General features: G+C 64.0%; 20 protein-coding genes, 1 pseudogene and 2 riboswitches. Of the genes and pseudogenes, 15 read left to right on the top strand and 6 right to left on the bottom strand.

Annotated features, from left to right (window positions below; genetic code table 11):
- Nucleotides 1-5 precede the first annotated feature (5 nt).
- Both AC0J6G_RS16440 and AC0J6G_RS16435 read left to right on the top strand, forming a co-directional pair.
- The gene (locus AC0J6G_RS16440; protein ID WP_475249524.1) at nt 6-236 is read left to right on the top strand and encodes a hypothetical protein; all 231 of its coding nucleotides are present in this window, start codon (nt 6-8) and stop codon (nt 234-236) included.
- A gap of 25 nt (nt 237-261) precedes the next feature.
- Nucleotides 262-1,009, top strand: a pseudogene (locus AC0J6G_RS16435) (YoaK family protein); the annotation flags it as partial.
- Between the two features lie 36 nt (nt 1,010-1,045).
- Here AC0J6G_RS16435 and cobM read toward each other — a convergent pair.
- Both cobM and AC0J6G_RS16425 read right to left on the bottom strand, forming a co-directional pair.
- Nucleotides 1,046-1,801 carry a precorrin-4 C(11)-methyltransferase gene (gene cobM, locus AC0J6G_RS16430; RefSeq protein ID WP_475249522.1) on the bottom strand — a complete coding sequence of 252 codons (756 nt, stop codon included), beginning with the start codon at nt 1,799-1,801 and terminating at the stop codon, nt 1,046-1,048.
- Nucleotides 1,798-2,241: a cobalamin biosynthesis protein gene (locus tag AC0J6G_RS16425; RefSeq protein ID WP_475249520.1), complete on the bottom strand. Its 444-nt coding sequence runs from the start codon at nt 2,239-2,241 to the stop codon at nt 1,798-1,800. The genes cobM and AC0J6G_RS16425 overlap by 4 nt, the downstream gene beginning before the upstream one ends.
- 88 nt (nt 2,242-2,329) lie before the next feature.
- A riboswitch (cobalamin riboswitch) is annotated at nt 2,330-2,518 on the top strand.
- Between the two features lie 101 nt (nt 2,519-2,619).
- Here AC0J6G_RS16425 and cobW point away from each other — a divergent pair.
- The 7 genes from cobW (at nt 2,620) to AC0J6G_RS16390 (ending at nt 12,940) form a co-directional block, all read left to right on the top strand.
- The gene (gene cobW / locus AC0J6G_RS16420; RefSeq protein ID WP_475249518.1) at nt 2,620-3,675 is read left to right on the top strand and encodes a cobalamin biosynthesis protein CobW; all 1,056 of its coding nucleotides are present in this window, start codon (nt 2,620-2,622) and stop codon (nt 3,673-3,675) included.
- A gap of 6 nt (nt 3,676-3,681) precedes the next feature.
- Complete coding sequence (gene cobN / locus AC0J6G_RS16415; RefSeq protein WP_475249516.1) at nt 3,682-7,416, top strand: cobaltochelatase subunit CobN; 3,735 nt, start codon at nt 3,682-3,684, stop codon at nt 7,414-7,416.
- A gap of 91 nt (nt 7,417-7,507) precedes the next feature.
- On the top strand, nt 7,508-8,521 hold the full coding sequence (locus AC0J6G_RS16410; protein WP_475249514.1) for a magnesium chelatase ATPase subunit I: 1,014 nt from the start codon (nt 7,508-7,510) through the stop codon (nt 8,519-8,521).
- Nucleotides 8,522-8,523: 2 nt separating this feature from the next.
- Nucleotides 8,524-9,210, top strand: coding sequence for a vWA domain-containing protein (locus AC0J6G_RS16405; protein ID WP_475253795.1), 687 nt, complete (start codon nt 8,524-8,526; stop codon nt 9,208-9,210).
- A complete protein-coding gene (cobF, locus tag AC0J6G_RS16400; protein ID WP_475249512.1) occupies nt 9,207-9,971 on the top strand; it encodes a precorrin-6A synthase (deacetylating) in 765 nt (254 codons plus the stop codon). Before AC0J6G_RS16405 ends, cobF begins: the two co-directional genes overlap by 4 nt.
- 127 nt (nt 9,972-10,098) lie before the next feature.
- Nucleotides 10,099-11,544 carry a SulP family inorganic anion transporter gene (locus AC0J6G_RS16395; protein WP_475249510.1) on the top strand — a complete coding sequence of 482 codons (1,446 nt, stop codon included), beginning with the start codon at nt 10,099-10,101 and terminating at the stop codon, nt 11,542-11,544.
- 232 nt (nt 11,545-11,776) lie between these two features.
- Nucleotides 11,777-12,940 carry an ATP-binding protein gene (locus AC0J6G_RS16390; RefSeq protein WP_475249508.1) on the top strand — a complete coding sequence of 388 codons (1,164 nt, stop codon included), beginning with the start codon at nt 11,777-11,779 and terminating at the stop codon, nt 12,938-12,940.
- A 97-nt stretch (nt 12,941-13,037) separates the two neighbouring features.
- Here AC0J6G_RS16390 and cobJ read toward each other — a convergent pair whose 3' ends face one another.
- The 4 genes from cobJ to cobG form a co-directional block, all read right to left on the bottom strand.
- On the bottom strand, nt 13,038-14,699 hold the full coding sequence (gene cobJ, locus AC0J6G_RS16385; protein ID WP_475249506.1) for a precorrin-3B C(17)-methyltransferase: 1,662 nt from the start codon (nt 14,697-14,699) through the stop codon (nt 13,038-13,040).
- A gap of 146 nt (nt 14,700-14,845) precedes the next feature.
- Nucleotides 14,846-15,598, bottom strand: a complete 753-nt coding sequence (locus AC0J6G_RS16380; RefSeq protein WP_475249504.1) for a precorrin-2 C(20)-methyltransferase — start codon at nt 15,596-15,598, stop codon at nt 14,846-14,848.
- A complete protein-coding gene (locus AC0J6G_RS16375) occupies nt 15,595-16,221 on the bottom strand; it encodes a precorrin-8X methylmutase (protein WP_475249502.1) in 627 nt (208 codons plus the stop codon). Before AC0J6G_RS16375 ends, AC0J6G_RS16380 begins: the two co-directional genes overlap by 4 nt.
- The gene (gene cobG / locus AC0J6G_RS16370) at nt 16,214-17,557 is read right to left on the bottom strand and encodes a precorrin-3B synthase (RefSeq protein ID WP_475249501.1); all 1,344 of its coding nucleotides are present in this window, start codon (nt 17,555-17,557) and stop codon (nt 16,214-16,216) included. The genes AC0J6G_RS16375 and cobG overlap by 8 nt, the downstream gene beginning before the upstream one ends.
- Before the next feature lie 95 nt (nt 17,558-17,652).
- Nucleotides 17,653-17,853: riboswitch (cobalamin riboswitch) on the bottom strand.
- A 58-nt stretch (nt 17,854-17,911) separates the two neighbouring features.
- On the opposite strand from cobG, the gene cbiE reads away from it, so the two are divergent.
- The 6 genes from cbiE (at nt 17,912) to AC0J6G_RS16340 (ending at nt 25,411) form a co-directional block, all read left to right on the top strand.
- Nucleotides 17,912-19,114, top strand: a complete 1,203-nt coding sequence (cbiE, locus tag AC0J6G_RS16365; RefSeq protein ID WP_475249499.1) for a precorrin-6y C5,15-methyltransferase (decarboxylating) subunit CbiE — start codon at nt 17,912-17,914, stop codon at nt 19,112-19,114.
- The gene (locus AC0J6G_RS16360) at nt 19,111-19,830 is read left to right on the top strand and encodes a cobalt-precorrin-6A reductase (RefSeq protein ID WP_475249497.1); all 720 of its coding nucleotides are present in this window, start codon (nt 19,111-19,113) and stop codon (nt 19,828-19,830) included. The genes cbiE and AC0J6G_RS16360 overlap by 4 nt, the downstream gene beginning before the upstream one ends.
- Nucleotides 19,831-19,989: 159 nt before the next feature.
- The gene (locus AC0J6G_RS16355; RefSeq protein WP_475249495.1) at nt 19,990-20,706 is read left to right on the top strand and encodes a (2Fe-2S) ferredoxin domain-containing protein; all 717 of its coding nucleotides are present in this window, start codon (nt 19,990-19,992) and stop codon (nt 20,704-20,706) included.
- A gap of 74 nt (nt 20,707-20,780) precedes the next feature.
- Nucleotides 20,781-22,535: a sensor histidine kinase gene (locus AC0J6G_RS16350; protein ID WP_475249493.1), complete on the top strand. Its 1,755-nt coding sequence runs from the start codon at nt 20,781-20,783 to the stop codon at nt 22,533-22,535.
- A 60-nt stretch (nt 22,536-22,595) separates the two neighbouring features.
- Nucleotides 22,596-23,948 (top strand): sigma-54-dependent transcriptional regulator, encoded by a 1,353-nt coding sequence (locus AC0J6G_RS16345; RefSeq protein ID WP_475249491.1) that lies wholly within the window; start codon nt 22,596-22,598, stop codon nt 23,946-23,948.
- A gap of 509 nt (nt 23,949-24,457) precedes the next feature.
- Complete coding sequence (locus AC0J6G_RS16340) at nt 24,458-25,411, top strand: TAXI family TRAP transporter solute-binding subunit (protein WP_475249489.1); 954 nt, start codon at nt 24,458-24,460, stop codon at nt 25,409-25,411.
- The last annotated feature ends 30 nt before the right edge of the window (nt 25,412-25,441 follow it).

Raw genomic sequence — 25,441 nt, 5'->3', positions numbered from 1 at the left:
AGTTGATGCAGCGTGAAGACATAAAAAACAAGCAAGCCCAGGGTGTGGTCTTTGATACCCATATCATCGTCAACCCGGCCAATACCCGGGAATGGATCGTGCTGTTGAAGAAAGGCGCGGGCACCAGCTTCTTTCTGGTCGATGACCAGGAGCAGGTGGAGTCCTTCGCCGATCTCAATAGTCTGATTGAAGAGCTGCGCCTACTCGGCATAAAGGGCGCGGAGATTCATCTCTAAGCCCTGCCGTTCACCCGAGGCACTTATGCCTATTCGCTATGCGAGAAGCCTGACCGGACGGACGCGCAGTGTCGCAGCCAATCGGCATCTGGGTTTTGCCCTGGCTTTCGTTGCAGGAGCGATCAATGCCGGTGGCTTTCTTGCCGTGCAGCAATACACCTCGCACATGACCGGCATTGTTTCGGCCATGGCCGACAATATCGTTCTGGGCGCTTATGGCCTGGTGTGGAGCGGCCTCGGCGGGGTGCTGTCGTTTCTGTTGGGGGCAGCCTGCTCGACGGTGATGATCAATTACGCGCGGCGCCGCCAGCTGCACAGCGAGTACGCCTTGCCATTGTTGCTCGAAGCCGCGCTGTTGCTGTGTTTTGGTTTTTCTCGGCGCGTCGCTGGCACAGATTACTGGCTTGTTCGTACCGCTGACGGTGATGCTGCTGTGCTTCATCATGGGCCTGCAGAACGCGCTGATTACCAAGCTTTCCAGGGCGGAAATCCGTACCACCCATATTACCGGAATCATCACCGACATCGGCATCGAGCTGGGCAAGCTGTTCTATTGGAACCGCACGCGCGGTCCTGATTGTGCTCGGGTGATGGCCGACCGTCAGCGGTTGTGGATACTCAGCCTGTTGGCGCTGTACTTCTTCCTTGGCGGGGTGGTTGGCGCACTGGGGTTCAACCACCTCGGTTACATCGCCACCGTGCCGCTGGCCTTGCTGCTGGTGTTACTGGCCTGTGTGCCGGCGCTGGATGATCTGCTGCGGCTCACACGGCGCGTATTGCGCCGATAAGCTTGGCCGACTGCCCACGGCTCAGTCTTCTGCCGGCCTGAACAGGTGCTGATGCTCGGCGTTGTACAGCGCCGAGTCGGCGAACTGTTCGGCGTGCAGCACGCGGCCGACGAGGATCAGCGCGGTGCGGCGAAAGCCCTTGGCGCGCACCTGCTCCTCAATGGTGGCGAGGGTGCCGCTGACCCAATCCTGATCTGGCCAACTGGCGCGATGGACCACGGCAATCGGGCAATCCGCGCCGTAATGCGGGAGTAATTCGGCGACTATCTTGCTCATGTGCACCACGCCCAGGTGGATAGCCATGGTCGCGCCGTGGCGCGCCAAGTCGCCCAGCGCCTCGCCCGCGGGCATGTTCGATTTGCTTGCGTAGCGGGTGAGGATCAGCGTTTGCGACACCTCGGGCAGGGTCAGCTCGCTTTCCAGCAGGGCGGCGCAGGCGGCGGTGGCGGTGACGCCGGGGATGATCTGAAAGGCAATGCCCAGCCGGCGCAGGTGACGGATCTGCTCGCCAATCGCGCCATACAGCGACGGGTCGCCGGAATGCACGCGGGCCACATCCTGGCCTTTGTCGTGGGCCTGGCGGATCAGCTTGATGATTTCATCTAGGTGCAGTTCGGCGGTGTTGATCACCTGCTCGGCGCTATGGCCTTCGAGCACTGCTGCCGGCACCAGCGAGCCGGCATAGAGAATCACCGGGCAACTGCGCAGCAACCGCTGGCCCTTGACGGTGATCAGCTCGGGGTCGCCGGGGCCGGCGCCGATAAAGTAAACGGTCATGACACATCCTTGGGTGCAATCGACGCCAGGGCGCAAGTGGCGCTGGCGTTGCGGGTTTTCTCACCGAGCAGATTGGCAGGCGTGCTGCCTATACGCGCGGCCAGGGCCAGGGCGCAGGGTTCGGCGACGGCCGGGCTGCCGGTGGCGGCCAGTGTATGGGGCGAGGCTTGAACAAGGTGCTGATAGTGCAGCAGTTCGGCTGCGCTAAAGCAGCTCAGCTGCAAACCAAGGCGCTCGGCAAGTGCCTGTAGGCCCGGCTCGTCACGTTTATGCTCGATGCTGGCCAGCCCCGCCAGGTTATCCACAGTCAGGCCCTGCACCTGCAGGCTGTGAACCAGCAATGTGGATAAATCTTCAACGCTGCAGTCGCTACGGCAGCCCAGCCCGGCTACTACCTGAATGGCAGCAGCGGGGCGAGTATCGGCAGGGCTAGACATCATCAAGGGCGCTCGGGTTGTGCGGCGGCGTAGCTCATCATGGCGACCGGCAACGGTCAACCGCGATTGACCGGCCGCCATGGCCTGCGTAGCCTTGTCGCGTTCGAGGTTCTGCACCCAGCGGGGTGCAGCTAAGAGGGAACAGGGTGATGCCCTGGCTGCCCCCGCAACTGTGAACGGTCCAAAGCCCTTCGATACACCACTGCCATCGGCGGGAAGGTGAAGGGTCGCGCAAGGCGCAGACCGTGAGCCAGGAGACCTGCCTCTTCACGCTTTCGACAACCGGGCGGGGTGATCCGGTGGTGTTGGCTGACGCCTGCGTGGCTGTCATGTCTGTGCCGCCTCCTGCTCGTCTTTCTTTCGACGCCAGCAGGATTCGCCATGCAAACCCTCGCCAAACTTCCCGTCACCATCGTTACCGGCTTTCTCGGCGCCGGCAAAACCACCCTGCTGCGGCATATGCTCGGTCACGCCGACGGACGGCGCATTGCGGTGATCGTCAACGAGTTCGGCGAGCTGGGCATCGACGGCGAAATCCTCAAACAGTGCTCCATCGGTTGCAGCGAAGAAGAAGCCAACGGGCGCATCTTCGAATTGGCCAACGGCTGCCTGTGCTGCACCGTGCAGGAAGAATTCTTCCCGGTGATGCGCGAACTGGTGGCGCGGCGCGGCGAGCTGGATCATATCCTCATCGAAACCAGCGGCCTGGCGCTGCCCAAGCCGCTGGTACAGGCCTTCAACTGGCCGGAAATCCGCAACGCCTGCACCGTCGATGCGGTCATCACCGTGGTCGACAGCCCGGCTGTGGCCGCCGGCACCTTCGCCGCCTTCCCGGATCAAGTTGACGCGCAGCGCCAGCTTGACCCCAATCTCGACCACGAATCGCCGCTGCACGAACTGTTCGCCGACCAACTGGCCAGCGCTGACCTGGTGATTCTCAACAAGGCTGACCTGCTCGATGCTGCCGCTCTGGCTGCCGTGCGCGCGGAAGTCGCGGAAGAGCTGCCGCCGGCAGTGAAAATCATCGAAGCCCACGGCGGTGAACTGCCGTTGGATGTGCTGCTGGGCCTGAACTGCGAAACCGAGTTGCATATCGATGCACGCAAAACTCACCATGACCTAGAAGGCCATGAAGAGCACGATCACGACGAATTCGATTCGTTCCACGTGGAACTGCCTGAAGCCGAGGAGGCGCGTTTGCTGCAAGCGCTGAAAAGCGCAGTCGGCACCCACGGCATTCTGCGTATCAAGGGCTTCGCAGCGATTCCCGGCAAACCGATGCGTCTGCTGCTGCAAGGCGTCGGCCAGCGCTTCGACAAACACTTCGACCGTGCCTGGCAGGCCGATGAGTCGCGCATCACCCGCTTGGTAGTGATCGGCCAGACGCTGGATCAAGCCACCATTGAAGCCGAGCTCAACGCGGCGCTGGCTGGCTAAGCCCGCATGCACCTGCTACGCACCCAACCTGGCAGCCAAGTCCCGGCCGACAGCATCGCCGACCTTGGCCAGACCCCGGCTGAGTTGGTGATTCTGTGCACCGGCGATTCGCAGTTATCGCTGCTGGCCGAGGTGGCGCGGCAGTTGCCAGCGGATTATCCCAGCCTGCGCCTGGCCAGCCCGGCGCAACTGAGCAATCACGCCTCGGTGGATCTGTATGTCGAGCAGGTGCTGCAGCACGCCAAGGTCATCTTGATTGCCGTGCACGGTGGCGTCAGCTACTGGCGCTATGGCATTGAGCGGTTGATCGAGCTGGCCGAGCGTGGCGTGCGGGTGGCGATGATGCCCGGCTGCGACAACCCCGATCCGGAGCTGATGGGCCTGAGCAACGTGCCGGCCGCCGAGTGCGAGCGACTCTGGCAATACTTGCGCCAGGGCGGCGCGCAGAATGCGCGGCAGCTGTTCAATTGCATCGCTAGCCATTGGCTGCAGCGCGACTACGCCTGGGGCGAACCGCAGCCGTTGCCGCGCGTGGGCTTGTATCACCCGCAGCAGGCCACTCCGGCTTTGGCGGACTGGCAGGCTAATTGGCAAGCGGCTGCACCGGTGGTGGCGCTGCTGTTTTATCGCACCCAGGTGCAGGCGGCGAACACCGGCTTTATCGATGTGTTCTGCCAGCGCCTGCAGGCCCAAGGCCTTAACCCGCTGCCGATTGCCGTGGCCAGTCTTAAGGAGGCGGCTTGCCTGGCCCAAGTCGAAACCTGGCTGGACGAGACTGACACTGCGCTGATCATCAACACCACCGCATTCGCTTTATCTAACCCGGAAGCGCCGAGCGCACGGCCCTTTCGCCGTGATATCCCGGTGCTGCAAGCCATTTGCTCGCTGGACAACCACGAACAATGGCAGGCCAATGCCCAGGGCCTCGGCGGCCGTGACCTGGCCATGCACATCGTGCTGCCCGAGCTGGACGGCCGCCTGATCACCCAGCCGATCAGCTTTAAGGGCTTGGCCTGGCGCAGCGAGCGCAGCCAGAGCGATGTGGTCTGTTACCAGCCCCATCTGCCGGGGATGGATTTCGTCGCCGAGCTGGCGCGCAACTGGATTGCCCTGGCGCACAAAGGTAACGCCGACAAACGCATCGCCCTGGTGCTGGCCAACTACCCGACCCGCGACGGCCGTATCGGCAATGGTGTCGGCCTGGACACCCCGGCAGCGGCGCTGAATATCCTCAAGGCGCTGCAACAGCAGGGCTATCCGGTGGAAGGCTTGCCCAACAGCGGCACCGCGCTGATCCACCAGCTGCTTGGCGGTGTGACCAATGATCTGGACATGCTCGACGCGCGGCCTTGCGCGCAGAGCCTGGCGCTGGATGAGTACCTGGCGTTCTTCCACAGCCTGCCGGCGGCCAACCAGCAGGCGGTGCGTGAACGCTGGGGCGAACCGCAAAGTGATCCGATGTTCCGCGGCGGGCGGCTGATGATCGCAGGCCTGCGCTTCGGCCTGACCTTTGTCGGCATCCAGCCGGCGCGCGGTTATCAGCTGGATGCGGCGGCGGTGTATCACGATCCCGATCTGGTGCCGCCGCATGGCTACCTGGCGTTTTATTGCTGGATTCGTACGGCATTTGCGGCGAACGCCGTCATACACGTAGGAAAACACGGCAACTTGGAATGGCTGCCGGGCAAGAGCGTGGGCCTGTCCGAGCAGTGCTGGCCGAGCGCGATTCTTGGTCCGCTGCCGAATATCTACCCGTTTATCGTCAACGACCCGGGCGAGGGCGCCCAGGCCAAGCGGCGCACCCAAGCGGTGATCATCGACCACCTGATGCCGCCGCTGACCCGCGCGGAAAGCTACGGTCCGCTGCGCGATCTGGAGCGCCTGGCCGACGAATACTACGAGGCCAGCCAGCTCGACCTGCGCCGCGCCGCCGAGCTGCGCGGCGAGATTCTGCTCAAGGTGCGCGAGGCCAGCCTCGATCGCGAACTGGGCCTGCAGCTCAATGCTGATCCCAATAGCTGGCTGCCGCAGCTGGATGCCTATTTGTGCGATTTGAAGGAATCGCAGATCCGCGACGGCCTGCACGTATTCGGCGAATCGCCGGCCGGCACGCTGCGTCGCGACACCCTGCTAGCGCTGCTACGCATTCCCCGTGGCGACGGCCAGGGCGGCAACGCCAGCCTGCTGCGCGCCCTGGCCCGCGATCTTGAACTGGACTTCGATCCGCTCGACTGCGAGATGACTGCACCCTGGCTGGGGCTGCGCCCGGCTGTGATGCAGAGCCTGAGCGATGACAGTTGGCGCAGCGCCGGCGATACCCGTGAGCGGTTGGAGCTGCTGGCCTTGCAGCTAATTGAGGCTACGGATCTCGCATTCGTTGGCGCGGAAAGTACCCAGGTGCTGCAACGCCTGCGCGAGCAGATCGCGCCGCTGCTGGATGCCTGTGGCCCGGCGGAATTGCACGGCCTGCTGTCAGCGTTGAACGGACGTTTCGTGCCAGCCGGGCCAAGTGGTGCGCCGAGTCGCGGGCGGCTGGATGTGCTGCCCACCGGGCGCAATTTCTACAGCGTCGATGTGCGCAACCTGCCGACGCCGACGGCTTGGCGCATCGGCGTGCAAGCGGCGGATCGTCTGCTGGAGCGGCATTTGCAGGACCACGGCGACCACCTGCGCCAGCTCGGTCTGTCGATGTGGGGCACGGCGACCATGCGCACCGGCGGTGATGACATGGCCCAGGCCCTGGCGCTGATGGGTGTGCGCCCGGTGTGGCAGGCCGGCAGCCAGCGCGTTGAACGCTTCGAGGTGCTGCCGTTGACGCAACTCGGCCGCCCGCGGGTGGACGTGACCTTGCGCGTTTCCGGGTTCTTCCGCGATGCCTTTAGCAACCTGATCCGCCTATTCGATGACGCGGTGCAGGCGGTGGTTGATCTCGATGAGCCGGAGAATATGAATCCGCTGTCGGCACGCGTTTGGCGCGAGTCTCTGACCTTGCAGGACGGCGGCTTGGATGAAACCGAGGCGCGCAAGCAAGCCGGCTGGCGGGTGTTTGGCTCCAAACCGGGTGCCTATGGCGCGGGTGTACAGAACGCCATTGACCAGCGGCTGTGGGAAACCCGCGCGGACCTGGCCGAGGTCTACCTCAACTGGGGCGGTTATGCCTACGGCGCGCACAGCGACGGCACCCCGGCGCGCGCGCAGTTCGCCGAGCGCCTGGAGCAGATGCAGGCGGTGCTGCACAACCAGGACAACCGCGAGCACGACATCCTCGATTCCAACGACTACTACCAGTTCCAAGGCGGCATGCTCGCGGCGGTGGAAACCCTGCGCGGGGCCAAGGTGGCCAGCTACCACGGTGACAACAGCCAGCCCGACAACCCGCGCATCCGCACCTTGAAGGAAGAGCTGAACCGCGTGGTGCGCTCCCGAGCGGCCAACCCCAAGTGGATCGAGGGCATGAAGCGCCATGGCTACAAGGGGGCGTTCGAGTTAGCGGCGACCATCGACTACCTGTTCGCCTTTGACGCCACCAGCGAGCTGGTCGACGACCACCAATACGCGCTGCTCACCGATGCCTACCTGCTCGACACCGACACCCGCGACTTTATCCAGCAGCACAACCCCGGCGCCCTGCAGGACATCCTCGAACGCCTGCTCGAAGCCCAGCAGCGCGGCCTCTGGCAGCACCCCGGTGAGTACCGCGAAGCGTTGGAAAACCTGCTGATTGACAGCGAAGAATCGTAGGGTGGATGGCGCTTTATCCATCCACCAAAAACACCGCCCTGGTGGACGAGAAAAGTGTCGTCCACCCTACGCAACCTGATGGACTGCAACCATGACCGATAGCCACTTCCCCCTCGCTGCCGTGGTCGGCGCAGACGACCTGAAACTGGCGCTGTGCCTGGCGGCGATTGATCCGGCGATTGGCGGCGTACTGATCGAAGGACCGCGCGGTATGGCCAAGTCGACCCTGGCCCGTGGCCTGGCCGATCTGTTGGCCAGCGGCACCTTTGTCACCTTGCCGCTGGGCGCGAGCGAGGAGCGCATCGTCGGCACCCTGGATCTGGACGCGGCGCTGGGTGAGGGCCGCGCGCAGTTCAGCCCCGGTCTGTTGGCCAAGGCCAATGGCGGCGTGTTGTATGTCGATGAGGTTAATCTGCTGCCCGATCATCTGGTCGATCTGCTGCTGGATGCCGCTGCCAGCGGCGTCAACCATATTGAGCGCGACGGTATTTCCCATCGGCATGCCGCGCGTTTTGTGCTGATCGGCACCATGAACGCGGAAGAGGGCGAGTTGCGCCCGCAACTGCTGGATCGCTTCGGCCTTAACCTGGCCCTGGATGCCCAGCCGCAACCTGCCCAGCGCGCCGAGATCGTCCGTCGCCGCCTGGCCTTCGATGCCGATCCGCAGGCGTTTCTTGAGCGCTGGCAAACCCAGCAGGACGAACTGCGCGAACGCTGCCAGAGCGCCCGTGCGCGCTTGGCGGCGATTCCGCTGGATGACGCCGCCCTGGAGCAGATCAGCCAGCGCTGCTTCGCCGCCGCTGTCGATGGCCTGCGCGCCGATCTGGTCTGGCTACGCGCCGCCCGTGCCCATGCCGCCTGGCGCGGTGCCGAATGCATTGAGGCGGTGGATATCGACGCGGTAGAAGACTTCGTGCTGCGTCACCGCCGCCGGTATACCCCGCCGCCGGCTGCGCAACCGCCACAGTCTCAACCCGAATCGCCGCCCGGCAACAGCGCTCCCGTTGAGCAACCGCAAGGCGAAGGCCAGTGGGGCGAGTTACCCGTCCAGGCGCAAAGCCTCGGCGAACGGCGTGAACCGCCGCGCTGGGCAAAAAAGCCCTAGGCATCCGCCCGCGCACAGCCCTAGGCGCGGATGCCCGGGCCGCTCCCGGCACACTCGGCAATGGTCGCAACGGTGCCAGTCGCAGTGGCGCGGCGGGGCGTATCGATTGGCCGGCGAGCCTACTTAAAGGCCGTCCGCGCAGCCGGCAGGATCTCGTGCTGCGCCCACGCAGCACCAAGCCGGCGGAACTCTGGCTGGTGATCGTCGATGCCTCGGCCTCGACCCGCCGTCATGGCGCGCTCAGCAAGGCCAAGGGTCTGCTCAGTGAAGTATTCGAACAGGCGCGCCGGCAACGCGCGCGGTTGGCATTGCTGCACGCCACTGGCCGTCAGGCGCAGTGGCTATGGCAAGGGCAGAAAGCCTCCCAAACTTTGCAGGATTGGCTCGCCGAGCTGGGCGCGGGTGGCGGCACGCCGCTATTTGATGCTTTGCAGCAGGGCGCCGACTGGCAGGCGCGGCGGCAGCGTCTGCACCCGGCCGAGCGTCAGCGTTTATTGATCATCACCGATGGTCGCCTGCGCGACTGGCCGGCGTTAACCCCAAGCGCCTGCCCGGCGCTGCTGGTGGATATCGAAAGCGCACCGATCCGCCTGGGCCGCGCGCGCCAGCTGGCCACTGAGCTGGGCGCGGACTACCGACATATCGATTCGCTGCCGCTGATAGCCGGCCGCCTGGAGACCGCCTTATGAAAACCCTGTTGATAATCGGCATCGGTGCCGGCGACCCGGATTACCTGACTGTGCAGGCGATCAACGCGCTTAACCGCACGGACGTGTTCTTTCTGATGGACAAGGGCAGCGCCAAGGACAGCCTGATTGGCCTGCGCAAGACCATCTGCGAGCGCTTTATCCAGGGCCGCGACTACCGCTTTGTCAGCGCCGACTGCCCGGAGCGGGTGCGCGATGTACCGGACTATCGCGGCAGCGTGGTCGACCTCAATCAGGACAAGCAGCAGGTGTTCGAGGGCATGCTCCGCGAGCAGATGGCCGACGGCGAAACCGGCGCCTTTCTGGTCTGGGGCGACCCGGCGCTCTACGACAGCACCCTGCGCATCGTCGAGCAGATCGTGAGTAACAGCAGCGAGCAGATCGAGTACGAGGTGATCCCCGGCATCACCAGCCTGCAAGCCCTGGCGGCCAAGCATAAGGTCTGCTTTAACAGTATCGGCCAGGCCTTCCAGATCACCCCGGCGCGCCGTCTGGCCGAAGCCGGCTTCCCCGATGGCCTGGATAGCGTGCTGGTGATGCTCGACGCCCAGGATACCTACCAGCGCTTTGTCGACCAGGCCATGCAGATCTACTGGGGCGCCTATATCGGCACCCCGGATGAGGTGCTGATTGCTGGGCCGCTCAGTGAGGTCGCCGAGACTATTCGCACTCGCCGTGCAGAACTGCGTGAGCAGCATGGCTGGATTATGGATAGCTACTTGCTGCGCAAGCTCGGCTCTTAACCCGGACGCTAAACGCGCCGTCTGTCCTGCATACCAGCCACAACTGGCCGGATGATCCCCAAGGCCGTAATATTCGCGGCCCTCGTTATCTCGCCACGCCCCACAGGGCATGGCTTTTGGGCCATTTATGAAAGTAAAACGTCTACGCGCCGATGTTCTGGCCGGGCTGACCACCTCGTTCGCCCTGGTGCCCGAGTGCATCGCCTTCGCCCTGGTCGCCCAGCTCAATCCGCTGATGGGGCTCTACGGCGCCTTTATCATCTGCACCCTCACCGCTCTGTTCGGCGGGCGCCCGGGTATGGTTTCCGGTGCCGCCGGGTCGATGGCGGTGGTGATAGTCGCGCTGGTGGTACAACACGGCGCGCAGTACCTGCTCGCGACCGTGCTGCTGGGCGGATTGCTGATGATCGCCTTCGGCCTGCTGCGTCTGGGCAAGCTGATCCGCATGGTGCCGCACTCGGTGATGCTCGGTTTCGTCAATGGCCTGGCGATCATCATTGCCCTGGCCCAACTGGAGCATTTCAAGGAGGGCGAGGCCTGGCTCAGCGGCCATGCGCTGTATCTGATGCTCGGGCTGGTGGCGCTGACCATGGCGATTGTCTACCTGCTGCCGCGCCTGACCCGCAGCGTGCCGCCAGCGCTGGTGGCGATCCTCGGTGTGGGCCTGGCGGTGTACCTGCTCGGCCTGCCGACCCACACCCTGGGCGATATGGCGCACATCGCTGGCGGCCTGCCGGAGTTTGCTTTGCCGCAGGTGCCCTGGACCCTGGAAACCCTGCGCATCATCGCCCCCTACGCGATATTGATGGCCCTGGTTGGCCTGCTGGAAACCCTGCTGACCCTGAACCTGACCGACGAGATCACCGAGAGCCGTGGCTACCCGGACCGCGAGTGCGTGACCCTGGGCGCGGCCAATATGGCCTCCGGGTTGTTCGGCGGCATGGGCGGCTGCGCGATGATCGGCCAGACCGTAATCAACCTCAGCTCCGGCGGTCGCGGGCGTCTTTCCGGCGTGGTCGCCGGGGTGATGATCCTGCTGTTTGTGCTGTTTCTCTCGCCGCTGATCGAACTTATCCCGCTGGCCGCGCTGGTCGGCGTGATGTTCGTGGTGGCGCAGCAGACCTTCGCCTGGGCCTCGCTGCGGGTGCTGAACAAGGTGCCGCGCAACGATGTGCTGGTGATCATCGCGGTTACCACAATCACCGTGTTCACCGACCTGGCCACCGCCGTGCTCTGCGGCATCATCATCGCCGCGCTCAACTTCGCCTGGCAGCACGCCCGCGAGCTGTATGCCGAGAGCCATCTGCAGGACGACGGCAGCAAGCTCTACAGCCTGCACGGCACGCTGTTCTTCGCTTCGACCACGCCCTTTCTCAACCAGTTTGATCCGGCTAACGACCCCACCCACGTGACCCTCGACTGCCGCCATCTGAGCTTCGTCGATTACTCGGCCATCGCCGCCCTAAAAACCCTGCGCGAGCGCTACAGCAAAGCCGGCAAACACCTACGCGTGCTGCACCTGTCCGAGCGCTGCAAGCAACTGCTTAAACGCTCGGGTACGCATCACGATTGAGTGCGGGAGAGAGGGGGGGAGTGGGTGGCTAGTTGCAGTATAAGAGGGTTAGCCGATGCGCTGTTTTTCCCTGTTTCAGTCTTAGCATCGCGTGCATCTGCACTGAGCGAATCTAAGTAGTCAGCCCCAGGGACTAGTCTTTCACCACATGTAAATAGCAAAATATATGCATGTATAGCTAAATTAACTATATTTACCTATGCTTTGCTAGAGATTAGGGGAGATAGGAAATATGGATCCGTACCGTAACCCTTTTGCGCCAGGTGCAGGAAGTAGGCCGCCTGAACTTGCGGGGCGCGATGCAACCCTTGAGGCCGCAAGGATCTCGTGTGGCCGCGCCATTAAAGGGCGGAGTGCCCGATCCATCATGCTCCTCGGGTTGAGGGGGACCGGCAAGACAGTCCTGCTTAATGAAATAGGGAAAATCGCTCAGGAAGAAGGCCTTCTGGTTTCTAAGGTGGAGTCTCCAGAACGTGAGAGCCTTGCACGCCTTCTCTATCCTGAAATGCGAAAGGTCATGCGCTCCCTTTCGGGTATCGAGGCAGCTAAGCAAATCGCCAGCCGAGGATTAAAGGGCCTTCGCAGTTTTGCGGCAATCTTTAGGATTGATATTGCTGGTGTTGAGGTCGGCGTTGAACCAGAGCCCGGTCTCGCTGATAGCGGAGATCTTCAGTACGATCTTCCGGACCTTTTTGATGTAATTGGTCGGGCAGCACAAGCGGCAGGTAAGGGGTGGATTCTTCTAATTGACGAAGTGCAGTACCTTTCCGAGGCAGATCTATCAGCACTAATCGTTTCCATCCACCGTATGTCTCAGGAAGGCCTCCCAGTACTTCTTGTAGGTGCTGGTCTTCCACAAGTCGCGCGGCTCGCAGGCGAAGCAAAGTCCTATGCAGAGCGGCTTTTTCTTTACCCGGCAGTAGGGGCTCTCGATCAACCGTCTGCTATTCAGGCTGTTGAAAAGCCGATAGTGGATGAGGAAGCCACTATCGAACCGACTGCACTCGGCGAAATCGTCGAACGTACACGCGGCTATCCCTTCTTCCTCCAAGAGTGGGCCTCCACAGCTTGGAACAATGCCGAGGGACCAGAAATCACCCTTGATGACGTGAGCCAATCCTATGCCGAGACTTTAGCTTCACTTGATGCGGGTTTCTTCAGGGTTCGTATTGATCGGCTGACAAAGTCAGAAGTTCAGTTTGTTAAAACCATGTCGGAATTGGGCGATGGCCCTTATGCGATGGCTGATATTGCCAAAGCAATGGCGCGAACTCAGTCATCGCTTGGGCCCACTCGGGCTAACATTATTTCTAAGGGGATGATCTACAGCACGGATCACGGCTATCTAAACTTTACTGTCCCCCTTTTTGCGGAATATATGCGACGGCAGAGGTGAGCTTGCAGTAGGGTCAGCGTAGCGATCCCCATACTGTGCCCAGCCCATCATCTGTGAATTGCTGAAGCCATGATGTGTATCGCAGGCTCAATCCATCCTACGACTGCGGATAACTCCTTGGCGTATACACCCACTCCCCACCTTCGGCACGCGGAAAGCGGCAGGTTTGGCTGGAGCCGATAATCACCAGGGTGCGCATATCGACCATCTCTGGCGTCAGTTCGCCCAGGGTTAGGCTGCGCAGGGTTTCGCCGGGGCGGCCGATATCGCGGCCGAGGACCACCAGGGTTTCCGGCGTGCGTTGCTGGCGGACGATGTCCAGCGCAGAGCCGAGCTGCCAGGGGCGAGCTTTGGAGATGGGGTTGTAGAAGGCCATTACCAGGTCGGCGGCGGCGGCGTGTGCCAGGCGCTTTTCGATAATGGCCCAGGGCTTGAGGTTGTCCGACAGGGAGATCAGGCAGAAGTCATGGCCCAGCGGCGCGCCGGCCTTGGCGGCGGTGGCCAGCGCAGCGGAAACCCCGGGGAATACCTGCAAGTCGACCCGCTGCCATTCGGCGTCGGTGGATTCATGCAGGGCTTCCAGCACGGCGGCGGCCATTGCGAACACGCCGGGGTCGCCAGACGACACCACCACCACGCGCCGGCCGCTGGCGGCCAGTGCAAAGGCATGGCGGGCGCGCTGCATTTCTTCACGGTTATCGGTGCAGTGGCGCACCTGCTCTGGGCGCAGCGGGCCGGCCATATTGATATAGGTTTCGTAGCCGAGCAGGTCCTGCGCCTCATCCAGCGCCTGGCGCGCGGCGGGCACCATAAATTCGGCGGCACCGGGGCCGAGGCCGATCACCGTCAGGCGGCCACGGGGGCGGCCGAGTTGCGTGGCGTCGATCGGCGCAGCGGCCAGCAGCAGACGCAGGTTGGCGTGCTGGCTATGCAGCGGCGGCAGTTGCGTGGCGTCGTCGATAAAACGCAGCGGCAATTTCAGTTGTGCAGCGGCGCTGTGCAGGTCGGCGTCGGCCATCAGCACTGGCGCGGCCAGCAGGCAGGCCAGGCTTTGTGGGGCTAGCTTGCTGGCATGCAGCGCCTGCTGCAGTTCGCCAAGCAAATCGGCGCCGGCGCGTTCGACCCAAACGGCCACTTGCTGCGGGTGGATCAGCAGTTCATCGGCATTGGCGGCGCGGTTATGGGGGCTGATATGGATCACCCGTGCGGCGTCGTCAGTCACCGGCAGCTTGGCTTGCATCAGCCAGGGCGCGTCGCCTTCGATACGCACGGCCTGGCCGCCGAGCAGGTCGCTGACAAAGCCTTTGCCCTGCTCCAGGTCGGCCAGCACATAGCCTGCAGGCGGCTCCAGCAAACAGGTGCCAAAACGCAATTCGCCGCTGGTGGTGATCGCCGCGCTGACTTGCAGGTGCGCAGCCAGCTCACGCGCCATGCGGTTGACCCCGCCGAGACCGCCGAGCAGCGGCACCACGGCGCTGCCATCTTCGGCGACGGCCAGCACCGGCGGTTCACTGTCTTTCTCGCCCAGTACGGCGGCCAGGCTGCGAATCACGATGCCGGCGGCGCACAGCACGATCAGCGGCGTACCGGCGCGGTAGAGCGCGCGCAGGGTGTCGCCGAAGTCTTCATATACCCGTTCAACGTCAGTCACTCGGCTGCCCAGGCCATGAATTTCGACCTGTGGATAAAGTGCCTGGATACGCCGCGCGCAAGGCAGGGCGGAGGGGCCGAGGATGATAATGGCGGGAGAGCGGTTCATGCGGATTCCATCTGTGCCGTGTGTATGTTGGGTAGGGTGGATGACGCTTTTTTCATCCACCATCGCGGTTGGTGGATGGGTGAAGCGCCATCCACCCTACGGGTCTGTCGCGGCTAAAGCCCCTCCCACGGGTTGTTTGCAGTTTGCTAACCGCGCCATTTCTCGCCGGGGATGACGATCATCGAGAAGTACGGCGAAGACATTGGCTCCACTTCATCCAGTGGGACGATGCGTTGGTTGCCCATGGTGGCGCGTTCGACGTAGTGGGCGCGCTGGTCGATGCCCAGCTCCTGCAGCACGCGGCGGACTTTCTCGAAGTTGCGCCCGAGCTTCATCACCACGGCGGCTTCGGCGCTGTGCAGGCGCTGCTTGAGTTCGTCTTCGGGGAGTACGCCGGAGAGCACGCTCAGGCTCTGGTTGCGGTACACCAGCGGGGTGCCGAGCACCGAGGCGCAACCGAGCATGGAGCACACGCCGGGCACCACTTCTACGTCGTAACGGTCTGCCAGGCGGTCGTGCAGGTACATATAGGAGCCGTAGAAGAACGGGTCGCCTTCGCAGATCACCGCCACGTCATGGCCGGCGTCGAGCCGGGCGGCGATCTGCACCGCGCAGGTGTCGTAGAAGTCGCTGATCACATCTTCATAGCTGAGTGGCGCGGCGAGTTTTTCCGTGGTCACCGGGTACACCAGCGGCATGCGTACCTGCGCGTCGGTGAGGTGCTGTTCGATAATGCCGAAGGCGTTGCCACCGTGACCTTTGTTGGCTTTAGCCTTGGCCACAAAGTAGCCGACCACCGCTGCCGACTGCAGCAAACGCAGGGCTTTGAGAGTGATCAGCTCCGGGTCGCCGGGGCCGACGCCGATGCCGAGTAGACGGCCTTTTTGCACGCTCATCACTCCACCTCCGTGGCCAGGGCGTTGACCGCTGCCACCGCCATGGCGCTACCGCCACGGCGGCCGCGCACGATCACATAGGGCACGCCACGGCTGTCGGCAGCGAGGGCGTCCTTGGATTCCGCCGCGCCGATAAAGCCCACCGGCATGCCGATAATCAGCGCCGGTTTCGGTGCGCCGGCGTCGAGCATTTCCAGCAGGTAAAACAGTGCGGTGGGGGCGTTGCCGATCACCACCACGCTGCCTTGCAGATGCTTGCGCCAATGTTCCAATGCGACTGCCGAACGGGTATTGCCCAGGACGCGGGCCTGCTCAATCACGCCGTCGTTATGCAGGGTGCAGATCACCGGGTTGTTGGCGGCCAGGCGCGGGCGGGTGATGCCTTCGGCGACCATCCGCGCATCGCAGAGAATCGCCGCGCCCTTGGCCAATGCGGCGCGGCCGGCAGCGCCGGCGCCTGGGGAGAAGCGCAGGTCCTGCACCACATCGACCATGCCGCAGGCGTGGATAACCCGCACGGCGAGCTTTTCCAGATCAGCCGGAATGGCACTGAGGTCAGCCTCGGCGCGGATGGTGGCGAAGGACTGGCGGTAGATTTCCTGGCCGTCGCGGATGTACTCAAGCATCGTTGTTTCCTGTTGCGCAGTGGGTGGCGAACCAGTCGCCTGCCTCGTCGATCGTTATGGCGTCGGCCAATAGCTGGCCGAAACCCGGCTGCTGTGGCGTGCGTTGGTAGAGCTGGTAATGCCCGGCGCTGCTGGCCAGCAGGGTAAAAGGCGCGGTATGCGCGGCGGCGCAGGAGCGCGGGCAGGCACTTAGATGTACTTGCGGCCGCGCTGTGTTGGCGCGCAGGTGCTTGGCGAGCAACAAGGCGTCGGCTTTGCTGTCGGCCAGGCCCTTGGCGCAGGCGGCTGAGCCGGTGCAGGCGATCAGATTGCTAAGTGGTTCCTGCGCATCGATCAGCAGGCCGAGTTCGGCCAGTTTGTGCAGCAGGTTGTCTGCCGATGGCTTGGGGATATTCGGCAGCAACAGGCCCTGCCAGGGCGTCAGGCGCAGGCTGGCATCGCCATGGTGCTCAGCCAGCTCGGCCAGTGCTTTGAGTTGCGCGGCGTCGATCCGGCCCAGGCGCGCGGCGGCGGCAACCATGCACAGGCCGCTTTGCTGCTGTGGATAAATACCTATCGGCGCGTGCTCGCTGACCGGCGAGCGTTGCCAATCGGCTGGCGCCGCTTGTACGGCAAAGGGCAGGCGCGTTTGCAGTTGTTGCAGCAGTTGGCTAGCTGGAATCACGCTAAGCAGTTGGCGCATACGGCTGTGTGCGTTGCCGGCCAGTTCGATAAACAGCCTGAGCAGTTGTTCCACCAGCGGCACGATTTGCTCAACGTTGACCACGCCCAGCGGCTGATCACCGGGGCAGCCAGCCAGGCCAAAGGCCAAGCGAGCCGGCGAGCCGGGCAGGGCGCTAAGCCAGATATCGTGGGGGTGTTCGAGCATCGCCAAGGCTTCGCCGCCGTCCAGCTGCAGGGCGAACTTGGCCGACAGCCCATGCAGCGCCGGGGTGTTCTGCAGCAGCTCAAGCAACGCGGCGGCCAGTGGGCGGGTGTCGAGCAGGGCCTGCGGATCGAGGCCGGCGGCGGGGCTGAGCAGCAGGTTGCGCACGTCATCAGCCGCGGGGTTGCTGGGGCCAAGCTCGGCGGCGAGCAGGCGCTCGATCAGATCGGCCTGCTGGCCTGGCAACACGCCACGAATTTGCAGATTGCTGCGGTTGGTCAGCTCCAGCACGCCGCTGGCGCAGCGCTCGGCAGCCTCGGCGATGGCGCGTGCCTGTTGGCTGCTGAGTACGCCGCCGGCCAGCTTGACCCGGCAGATGCCGCCGTCCAACGCCTGAACGATACGCAGCAGGCCGGGGCACGCACTAGGGCGTGGGTCGGGCAGGTCGGCGGAGGTTAGACGGTCGCGCAAACGGTTCACCAGCAACAAAGACGCGGCGACCGAACCAGCGAAACCCGCCCACAGGGGATTTCATGGCATCGGTACACCCCGCCCGATGTTGGCACTCGCGACTAGCGTCGTCGGCAGGTCTCCTGGCTGACAGGTCATCATCTGGCGCGGCCTTCCCGGTTTCCCAGTGGCGCAGTGGCGGCAGACTCGCTGTTTACAGTTGCGGGGGCAGCTCGGTCACGATCAGCGGATCGCTCCGGATTCCCTCTTAGGCCCCTCGCACCATGGCGGTGGGCACCGACGAAGCCTGTATTATGCCCGCTTTGTTTGATGCGCTGACACCCTAGCTTGTCGGGCGGGGGCAGAGGAGTGGGTATGACGGCCTGGTTAACCCTGGTGGGCATTGGTGAAGACGGTTACGCCGGGCTGGGTGAGGCAGCGCGCCAGGCGCTGGGCGAGGCGCAGTGGATTGTTGGCAGCCCACGGCAGCTGGCGCTGTTGCCTAGCGATCTGCCAGGGCAGCACGAACGCTGGCCCAGCCCCTTTAGCCTGGAGCCGGTAATGGCGCGGCGCGGGATGCCGGTGTGCGTGCTGGCCAGCGGCGACCCGCTGTTCTATGGCGTGGGCGCGAGCCTGGCGCGGCAGCTGCCGGCAGAGGAATTGCAGGTGTTCTCTTCGCCCTCATCCGTCTCACTGGCTGTTGCTCGCCTGGGTTGGCCACTGCAGGACGTGACGGTGCTGTCGCTTGTGGCGCGGCCGTTGGCGGCGCTGCAGGCGCAGATTTTCCCCGGCGCGCGGCTGCTGCTGTTGAGTAATGACGGTGACAGTCCGGCGGCGGTGGCCGAGCTGCTGCGTGAACGCGGTTTTGGTCCCAGCCGTTTGACCGTTTTGGAACATTTGGGCGGCGATCAGGAACGGCGCATCGATGGTCTGGCCAGCGACTGGGCCGTGCCGCGCGCTGCCGATCTCAATCTGCTGGCCATCGACTGCGTGGCGGGCGCCGATGCACGCCTACTGCCGCTGACGCCGGGGTTGCGCGACGACCTGTATCGGCACGACGGCCAACTGACCAAGCGCGATGTGCGCGCCATCACCCTGGCGCGTCTGGCGCCGCAGCCCGGTGAGCTGCTCTGGGATGTTGGTGCCGGCTGCGGTTCCATCGGCATCGAATGGATGCGCGCGCACCCTAGTTGTCGGGCGCTGGCCATTGAGGCCGATGCCGGTCGTCAGGCGCATATTCAGTACAACCGCGATGCCCTCGGCGTGCCGGGTCTGCAACTGATCGCCGGCCGTGCGCCCGAGGCATTGAGCGGATTGGCCGCGCCGGATGCGATTTTTATCGGCGGCGGGGTGACCATCCCTGGCGTGCTGGAGCAGTGCTGGACCAGCCTGAAACCGGGCGGTCGTCTGGTGGCCAATGCGGTGACCCTGCAAAGCGAAGCGGCGCTGGTGGCCTGGCGCGAGCAGGTGGGTGGCGAGCTGACCCGCATCAGCGTGGCCCAGGTGCAGCCGCTGGGCGGTTTCGACACCTGGCGCAGCGCCTTGCCGATCACCCTGCTGGAGGTCCGCAAGCCATGAGCCCGCGCATCTTGCTGCTCGGCGGCACCACCGAGGCCTTGCGTCTGGCGCGCCGCCTTGGCCCTGAAAGCATCTACAGCCTGGCCGGGTTGGGCCGGGTGCCGGATGACTTGCCCTGTCAGGTGCGCGTTGGCGGCTTTGGCGGGGCCGAAGGATTGGCGGGGTATATCCGCGAACAGGGCGTCGAACTGCTGCTCGACCTGACCCACCCCTATGCCGCGCAGATCAGCGCCAATGCCGCCCGCGCCGCCGAGCTGAGCGGGATTGCCTGCTGGGCGCTGCGCCGCCCCGGCTGGCAGGCCGGCGAGGGTGATGACTGGCGTGAAGTGGATAACTGGGCCGGTTTGGTCGAAGCCCTGAAGGATTTCCGCCGTCCGCTGTTTACCCTGGGCCGCGAGCCGCTGGAACACCTGCACGAGATACCCCTGCATCAGCACTGGACCGTGCGCTGCCTGACGGCCCAGCAAGGCGTGCCGCGTGCGGAGATTATCGGTGCGCGCGGGCCGTTCGCGCTGGACGAGGAACGCGCGTTATTCGCCCGCCTGGGCACCGATGTGCTGATCAGCAAGAACAGCGGGAGCCAGTCCACCGAGCCGAAATTGCAGGTGGCACGGGAGCTGGGGTTACCAGTGCTGTTGCTGCGTCGGCCGAGTTTGCCGAGTGTGGAGCGCGAGTTTCTCAGCCTCGAGGCGCTGACTGAGGCGCTGCAGTTGTAGCGCGAATTGGCCGCCGAGCCAGGTAGGGTGGATGACGCTGTTTTCATCCACCCTCGCAGTCGGTGGATGGGTGAAGCGTCAGCTGCGCGCCCCGATCCACCCTACGTGCCAAATGCGAAAAATCCCCTGTTAGACTGCCGCCCCGCTTTGGAGGCCGCCATGACCACGCCCGTTTCGCCCTACGCTCGCATTTTGTTTGTCGGCCCCGATCTGGCCGAGGGCTCGTTTGCTGAGCTGCTGCGCCGTCGTCTGGTTGAGCTGCGCGGCGAAGCAGCGCTGGCCGATATCGTCGACACCAGCGCAGGCTATGCGCCGCTCTGGCTGCGCGTGGCCGAGGGCGAGCGGCCGTTGCTGGTGATCGATCTGGAGCCGCAAAGCAGCAGCCCACACCTCGATTGGCTGCGCAGTGAACTTTGCCAGCAGGCCAACCCCGAGCAGCTGTTTGTTGCCAGCGCGATTGGCCAGGCCGAAGGTTTACCGGTGGAGGTCGCTTGCGCGCTGATCGAGCGCCCCGAGCTGCACCTGCCCTGCGTCGGTGTGGCCGAGCTGCCGGTGCGCCATGCCTGGTCGCAGATCCCGCCGCACCACTACCGTGTGCTGCTGTGCAACGGCCCGCGTTGCACCCGGCGCGGCGCCTTGCCGCTGTGGAAAAGCCTGCGCGAGCAGCTCAAGGCCGCTGGCAAGCTGGAGTGCGCGGGCGGGGTGCATATCACCCGCACCCAGTGCCAGTTCCCCTGCGATCAGGGCCCGAGCCTGAGCGTTTATCCCGCTGGCAGCTGGTACCAGATTCGCAGCGAGGCGGACGTGCGCCAACTGGTGCAGGAGCAATTCGTCGAAGGCCGCGAAGTACCCGAGTTGCTGATGACCCGCCGCTAGCGCGGCAACCGTTCGGGCAGGCAGCGGTGAGCTTTTGTCTTACCATGCCGGCTCCGCCCCGTTGCGAGCCGCGCATGTCTGCCTTTCTGCTGCGTTACCGCGTTGCCCTGATCGTCCTGCTGATTCTGCTCGGCCTGCTGGCGAGCATCTGGCTGGCCGGGCGGTATGCCGAGCAGCGCGCCTGGCATGAGCGCAGCCTGGAGGCGCGCGGGCAGTTGCAGCTGTATGCGCAGTCGATCCACACCCTGGTCGAACGCTTCCGCTCGGTACCCGAGGTGCTGGCGCTGGACAGCGATATCAAGTCGCTGCTGCGTGCGCCGACGGACAGCCTGCTGCGCAGCAAACTCAATGAACGCCTAGAGCAGCTCAATACTGCTGCCGGCTCCAACGTGCTGTATCTGCTCAACGACCAAGGCGAAACCCTGGTGGCGAGTAACTGGCGCGACTGGAGCAGTTTTGTCGGCAACAACTACGCCTTCCGCCCGTATTTTCAGGATGCTGTGCGCCAGTCCTCCGGGCGCTATTTTGCGGTGGGCGTGACCACCGGCATCCCCGGTTATTTCCTTTCCCATGCGGTGCGCGATGAAAACGGCGCGGTGCTCGGCGTGCTGGTGGTCAAGCTGGAGCTGGAAGAGCTGCAGCGCGAATGGGCCAGCCAGCCCGGCGTGCTGCTGGTGGCCGACAGCTACTCGGTGGTGATCCTCAGCAACCGTCCGGCCTGGCGCTTTCTCGCCCTCGACAGCCTGAGCGAGCAGGCGCGCGCCGAGCTGGTGGAGGTGCGCAAGTACGCCGAACAGGCGCTACAACCGCTGGCCAGCATGCTGCGCCGGCAGATCGACAGCGACAGCCAGTGGCGCCGGGTCGATGGCCCGGATGGCCCGCGTGACTACCTCTGGCAGCGCCAGGCTCTGGGTGACGAAGGCTGGACCCTGCATTTGCTACACGAGCCGAAAACCCTGGTCGACAGCGTGCGCAGCTATCGCCTGGCCGCCGCCGGGGTGTGGATGACCCTGGCGTTTCTGCTGCTCTACCTGGCCCAGCGGCGCAAGACTCAGCGTCTGCAGGCCGGTATTCGTGAACGTCTGGAACGTGAGGTGGCGCTGCGTACCGCCGAACTGCGCGAGGCTCAGGAAGGCCTGGTGCACGCGGCGAAGATGGCGGCGCTGGGGCAGATGTCGGCGGCCATGGCCCATGAAATCAATCAGCCGCTCACCGCCATGCAGATGCAGCTGGGCAGCTTGCGCCTGTTGCTCGATAGCGGTCGTCAGGACGATGTGCGCGAAGGGCTGCAGCGTATCGATGGCCTGCTGCAACGCATCGCCGGGCTCACCGGTCACCTGAAAACCTTTGCCCGCAAAAGCCCAGCCGGCCTCAGCGAGCGTCTGCGTTTGAGCGATGTGCTGGAGCAGGCCCTGCAATTGCTGGCGCCGCGCCTGCGCAGCGAACAGGTGCAGCTGCATAGCGAGATCGACACCGAGGCGCGGGTGCTGGGCGATGCCATTCGCCTGGAACAGGTACTGCTCAATCTGCTGAATAACGCCCTGGATGCCATGGCGTCTAGCGAGGTGCGGCAGTTGCAGATCCGTATCGAGCGTCAGGCCGAGCAGTGCCTGCTGAGCATCGCCGACAGTGGCGGCGGAATCGCTGCGGAAGCACTGGGTCATGTGTTCGAGCCGTTCTTTACCACCAAGCCGGTGGGCGCCGGATTGGGCCTCGGCTTGGCGGTGTCCTACGGCATCGTCCGCGAACTGGGCGGCAGCCTGGAAGCGGCCAATGGCGAGCAGGGCGCGGTGTTTACCCTGCGCCTGCCGGCAGCGCCGAATGCGTAGTGCGGGTTATTTCCCGGATTTTATCCGGGCTACACTGCCGCCGATTGATCAGGAGGTGATATGACCGGGCACGTAATAGTCGTCGACGACGAAGCAGCCATCCGCGAGGCGGTGCAGCAGTGGCTGGAGCTGTCCGGCTTTCGCGTGCACAGCTGCGCCACGGCGCAGGCCGCGCTGGCGCTGGTCGACCGTGACTACCCCGGCATCATCATCAGCGATGTGCGCATGCCTGGCACCGATGGCCTGCAGCTGCTCGACAGCGTGTTGGAGCGCGACCGCGACCTGCCGGTGATTCTGATCACCGGGCATGGCGATGTGCCGATGGCGGTGCAGGCGCTGCGCCAGGGCGCCTATGACTTTATCGAAAAGCCCTTTACCCCCGAACGCCTGCTCGACAGCGTGCGCCGCGCGTTGGACAAGCGCCGCCTGGTCTGTGAGAACCGCCAGCTGCGTCAGCAGTTCGCCCTCAAGGACCATATCGAGGCGCAGCTGCTTGGCGTCTCGCGGCCGATGGAAACCCTGCGCCGGCAGATCCTTGAACTGGCCGGCACCTCGGTGAATATCCTCCTGCGCGGCGACACCGGCAGCGGCAAGGAACGGGTTGCCCGTTGCCTGCATGACTTCAGCAACCGCGCCGGCAAGCCGTTTGTGGCGCTGAACTGCGCGGCGATTCCCGAGCATCTGTTCGAGAGCGAACTGTTCGGCCATGAAAGCGGCGCCTTTACCGGCGCCCAGGGCAAGCGCATCGGCCGCATCGAGCATGCCGACGGCGGCACGCTGTTTCTTGATGAGGTGGAAAGCCTGCCGTTGGCCCAGCAGGTCAAACTGCTGCGCGTGTTGCAGGAGAAAACCCTCGAGCGCCTCGGTTCCAACCGCAGCATCCAGGTCGATTTGCGTGTGATCAGCGCGGTCAAGCCGGACCTGCTCGACGAGGTCAAGGCTGGGCGTTTCCGTGAAGACCTCTACTACCGGCTGAATGTCGCCACCCTACGGATTCCGCCGCTGCGTGAACGCCGTGAAGACATTCCGCTGCTGTTCGAACACTTCGCCAACCAGGCCGCGCAACGCCATGGCCGTGAGACGCCGAGCCTGCCACCGAGCGAGCTGACTCGGCTGCTTGGGCACGACTGGCCGGGCAACGTGCGCGAGCTGATCAACGCCGCCGAACGCCATGCCCTGGGCTTGAGTGGCGGTGTAGAGGGCGACGATGGCCTGCCGCAACAGTCGCTGGCCGAGCAGATGGAAGCCTTCGAAGCACAGTGCCTGCACCGCGCCCTGCAGCACTGCCAGGGCAATATCGCCGAAGTCATGACGCTGCTGCAGCTGCCACGCCGCACCCTTAACGAGAAAATGCAGCGCCACGGTCTGCTGCGCAGCAGCTATCGGCCGGCCGGCAGTAGCGACGAAGATTAATAGTCCGTCGTCTGGATGCAGGGTGGAGCGGGGCGGATAGCTGGTGCTGTTTTCATCCACCGTAGCCGTTGGTGGATGGGTGAAGCGTCATTCACCCTACGAAGTTGCAGGCATCGGCGGAATTTCGCTTATCCAGATTTTTGCACTGGCGGATTTCCGCTCACCATCGCCGTCAGGCGGGCCGTTTTTGGCAGGCTGAGGGCTCTAGTACGGGCTTTTCTCTCACTGGCACGGCATCTGCTATAGCTCTTGTCAGCCGGGCACTCGATTGCCTCGGCCTCTATAAGAAAGACAAGAGGTGAATCCCATGTACTGCCCCGCATCGTCTACGCGCCTGTCGCGCTCGGCATCCACTGCCCACCTCTTGTGCGCTCGGCTCAGGCCGCGCGTGAGCCTCTGCTCCTTTTCGCTATTGCGTTAGTCCCGGCGCTGCATCGCTGCTTGGGCGGCGCGCAGTGTCTACAGTGAAAACCTCTGCATAAAGCCATAACAACGACGGAGATTCTTCCATGCGAATGACCAAACGATTCAGCCTGTTTGCGGCTGCCGCAGCCTTTACCGCGAGCACTGCGGTACTCGCCGCCCCAACCTTTATCAACGTGCTGACCGGTGGCACCAGTGGTGTGTACTACCCGATTGGCGTAGGCCTGTCGCAGCTGTACAGCAACGGCATCGAAGGCTCGAAGACCTCGGTGCAGGCCACCAAGGCCTCGGTGGAAAACCTCAACCTGCTGCAAGCCGGTCGCGGCGAACTGGCCTTCGCCCTTGGTGACTCGGTTGCCGATGCCTGGAACGGCGTGGAAGACGCCGGCTTCAAGGCGCCGCTGAAAAAGCTGCGGGCGATTGCCGGCACCTACCCGAACTACATTCAGATCGTTGCCAGCAAGGAATCCGGCATCACCACCCTGGCTGACCTGAAGGGCAAGCGCATCTCCGTCGGCGCGCCGAAATCCGGCACCGAGCTCAACGCCCGCGCCATCTTCAAGGCCGCTGGCCTGAGCTATGAAGACATGGGCAAGGTCGAGTTTCTGCCGTACGCCGAGTCGGTTGAGCTGATCAAGAACCGTCAGCTGGATGCCACCCTGCAGTCCTCGGGCCTGGGCATGGCGGCGATTCGCGATCTGGCCGCGACCCTGCCGATCACCTTCGTCGCCATCCCGGCCGATATCACCGCGAAGATCGATAACGCTGCCTACCAGGCTGCCGCGATTCCAGCTGGCACCTACGACGGTCAGGACAGCGATGTAGCGACCGTGGCCATCAACAACATCCTGGTCAGCCATGAAGGCGTGTCCGATGAAGTGGCCTACCAGATGACCAAACTGATGTTCGATAACCTCGAGCGCCTGGGCAACGCCCACTCGGCGGCCAAGGACATCAAACTGGAAGGCGCCGCTAAAGGTCTGCCGATCCCACTGCATCCGGGTGCTGAGCGCTTCTACAAAGAAGCCGGTGCACTGTAAGGCTGTTGAATGGTTGGCTGGGTTGAGCAT

The sequence above is a fragment of the Pseudomonas sp. TS_SC_3 genome, assembly GCF_056156225.1.
This window is presented reverse-complemented; position numbering and strand designations above follow the sequence as displayed.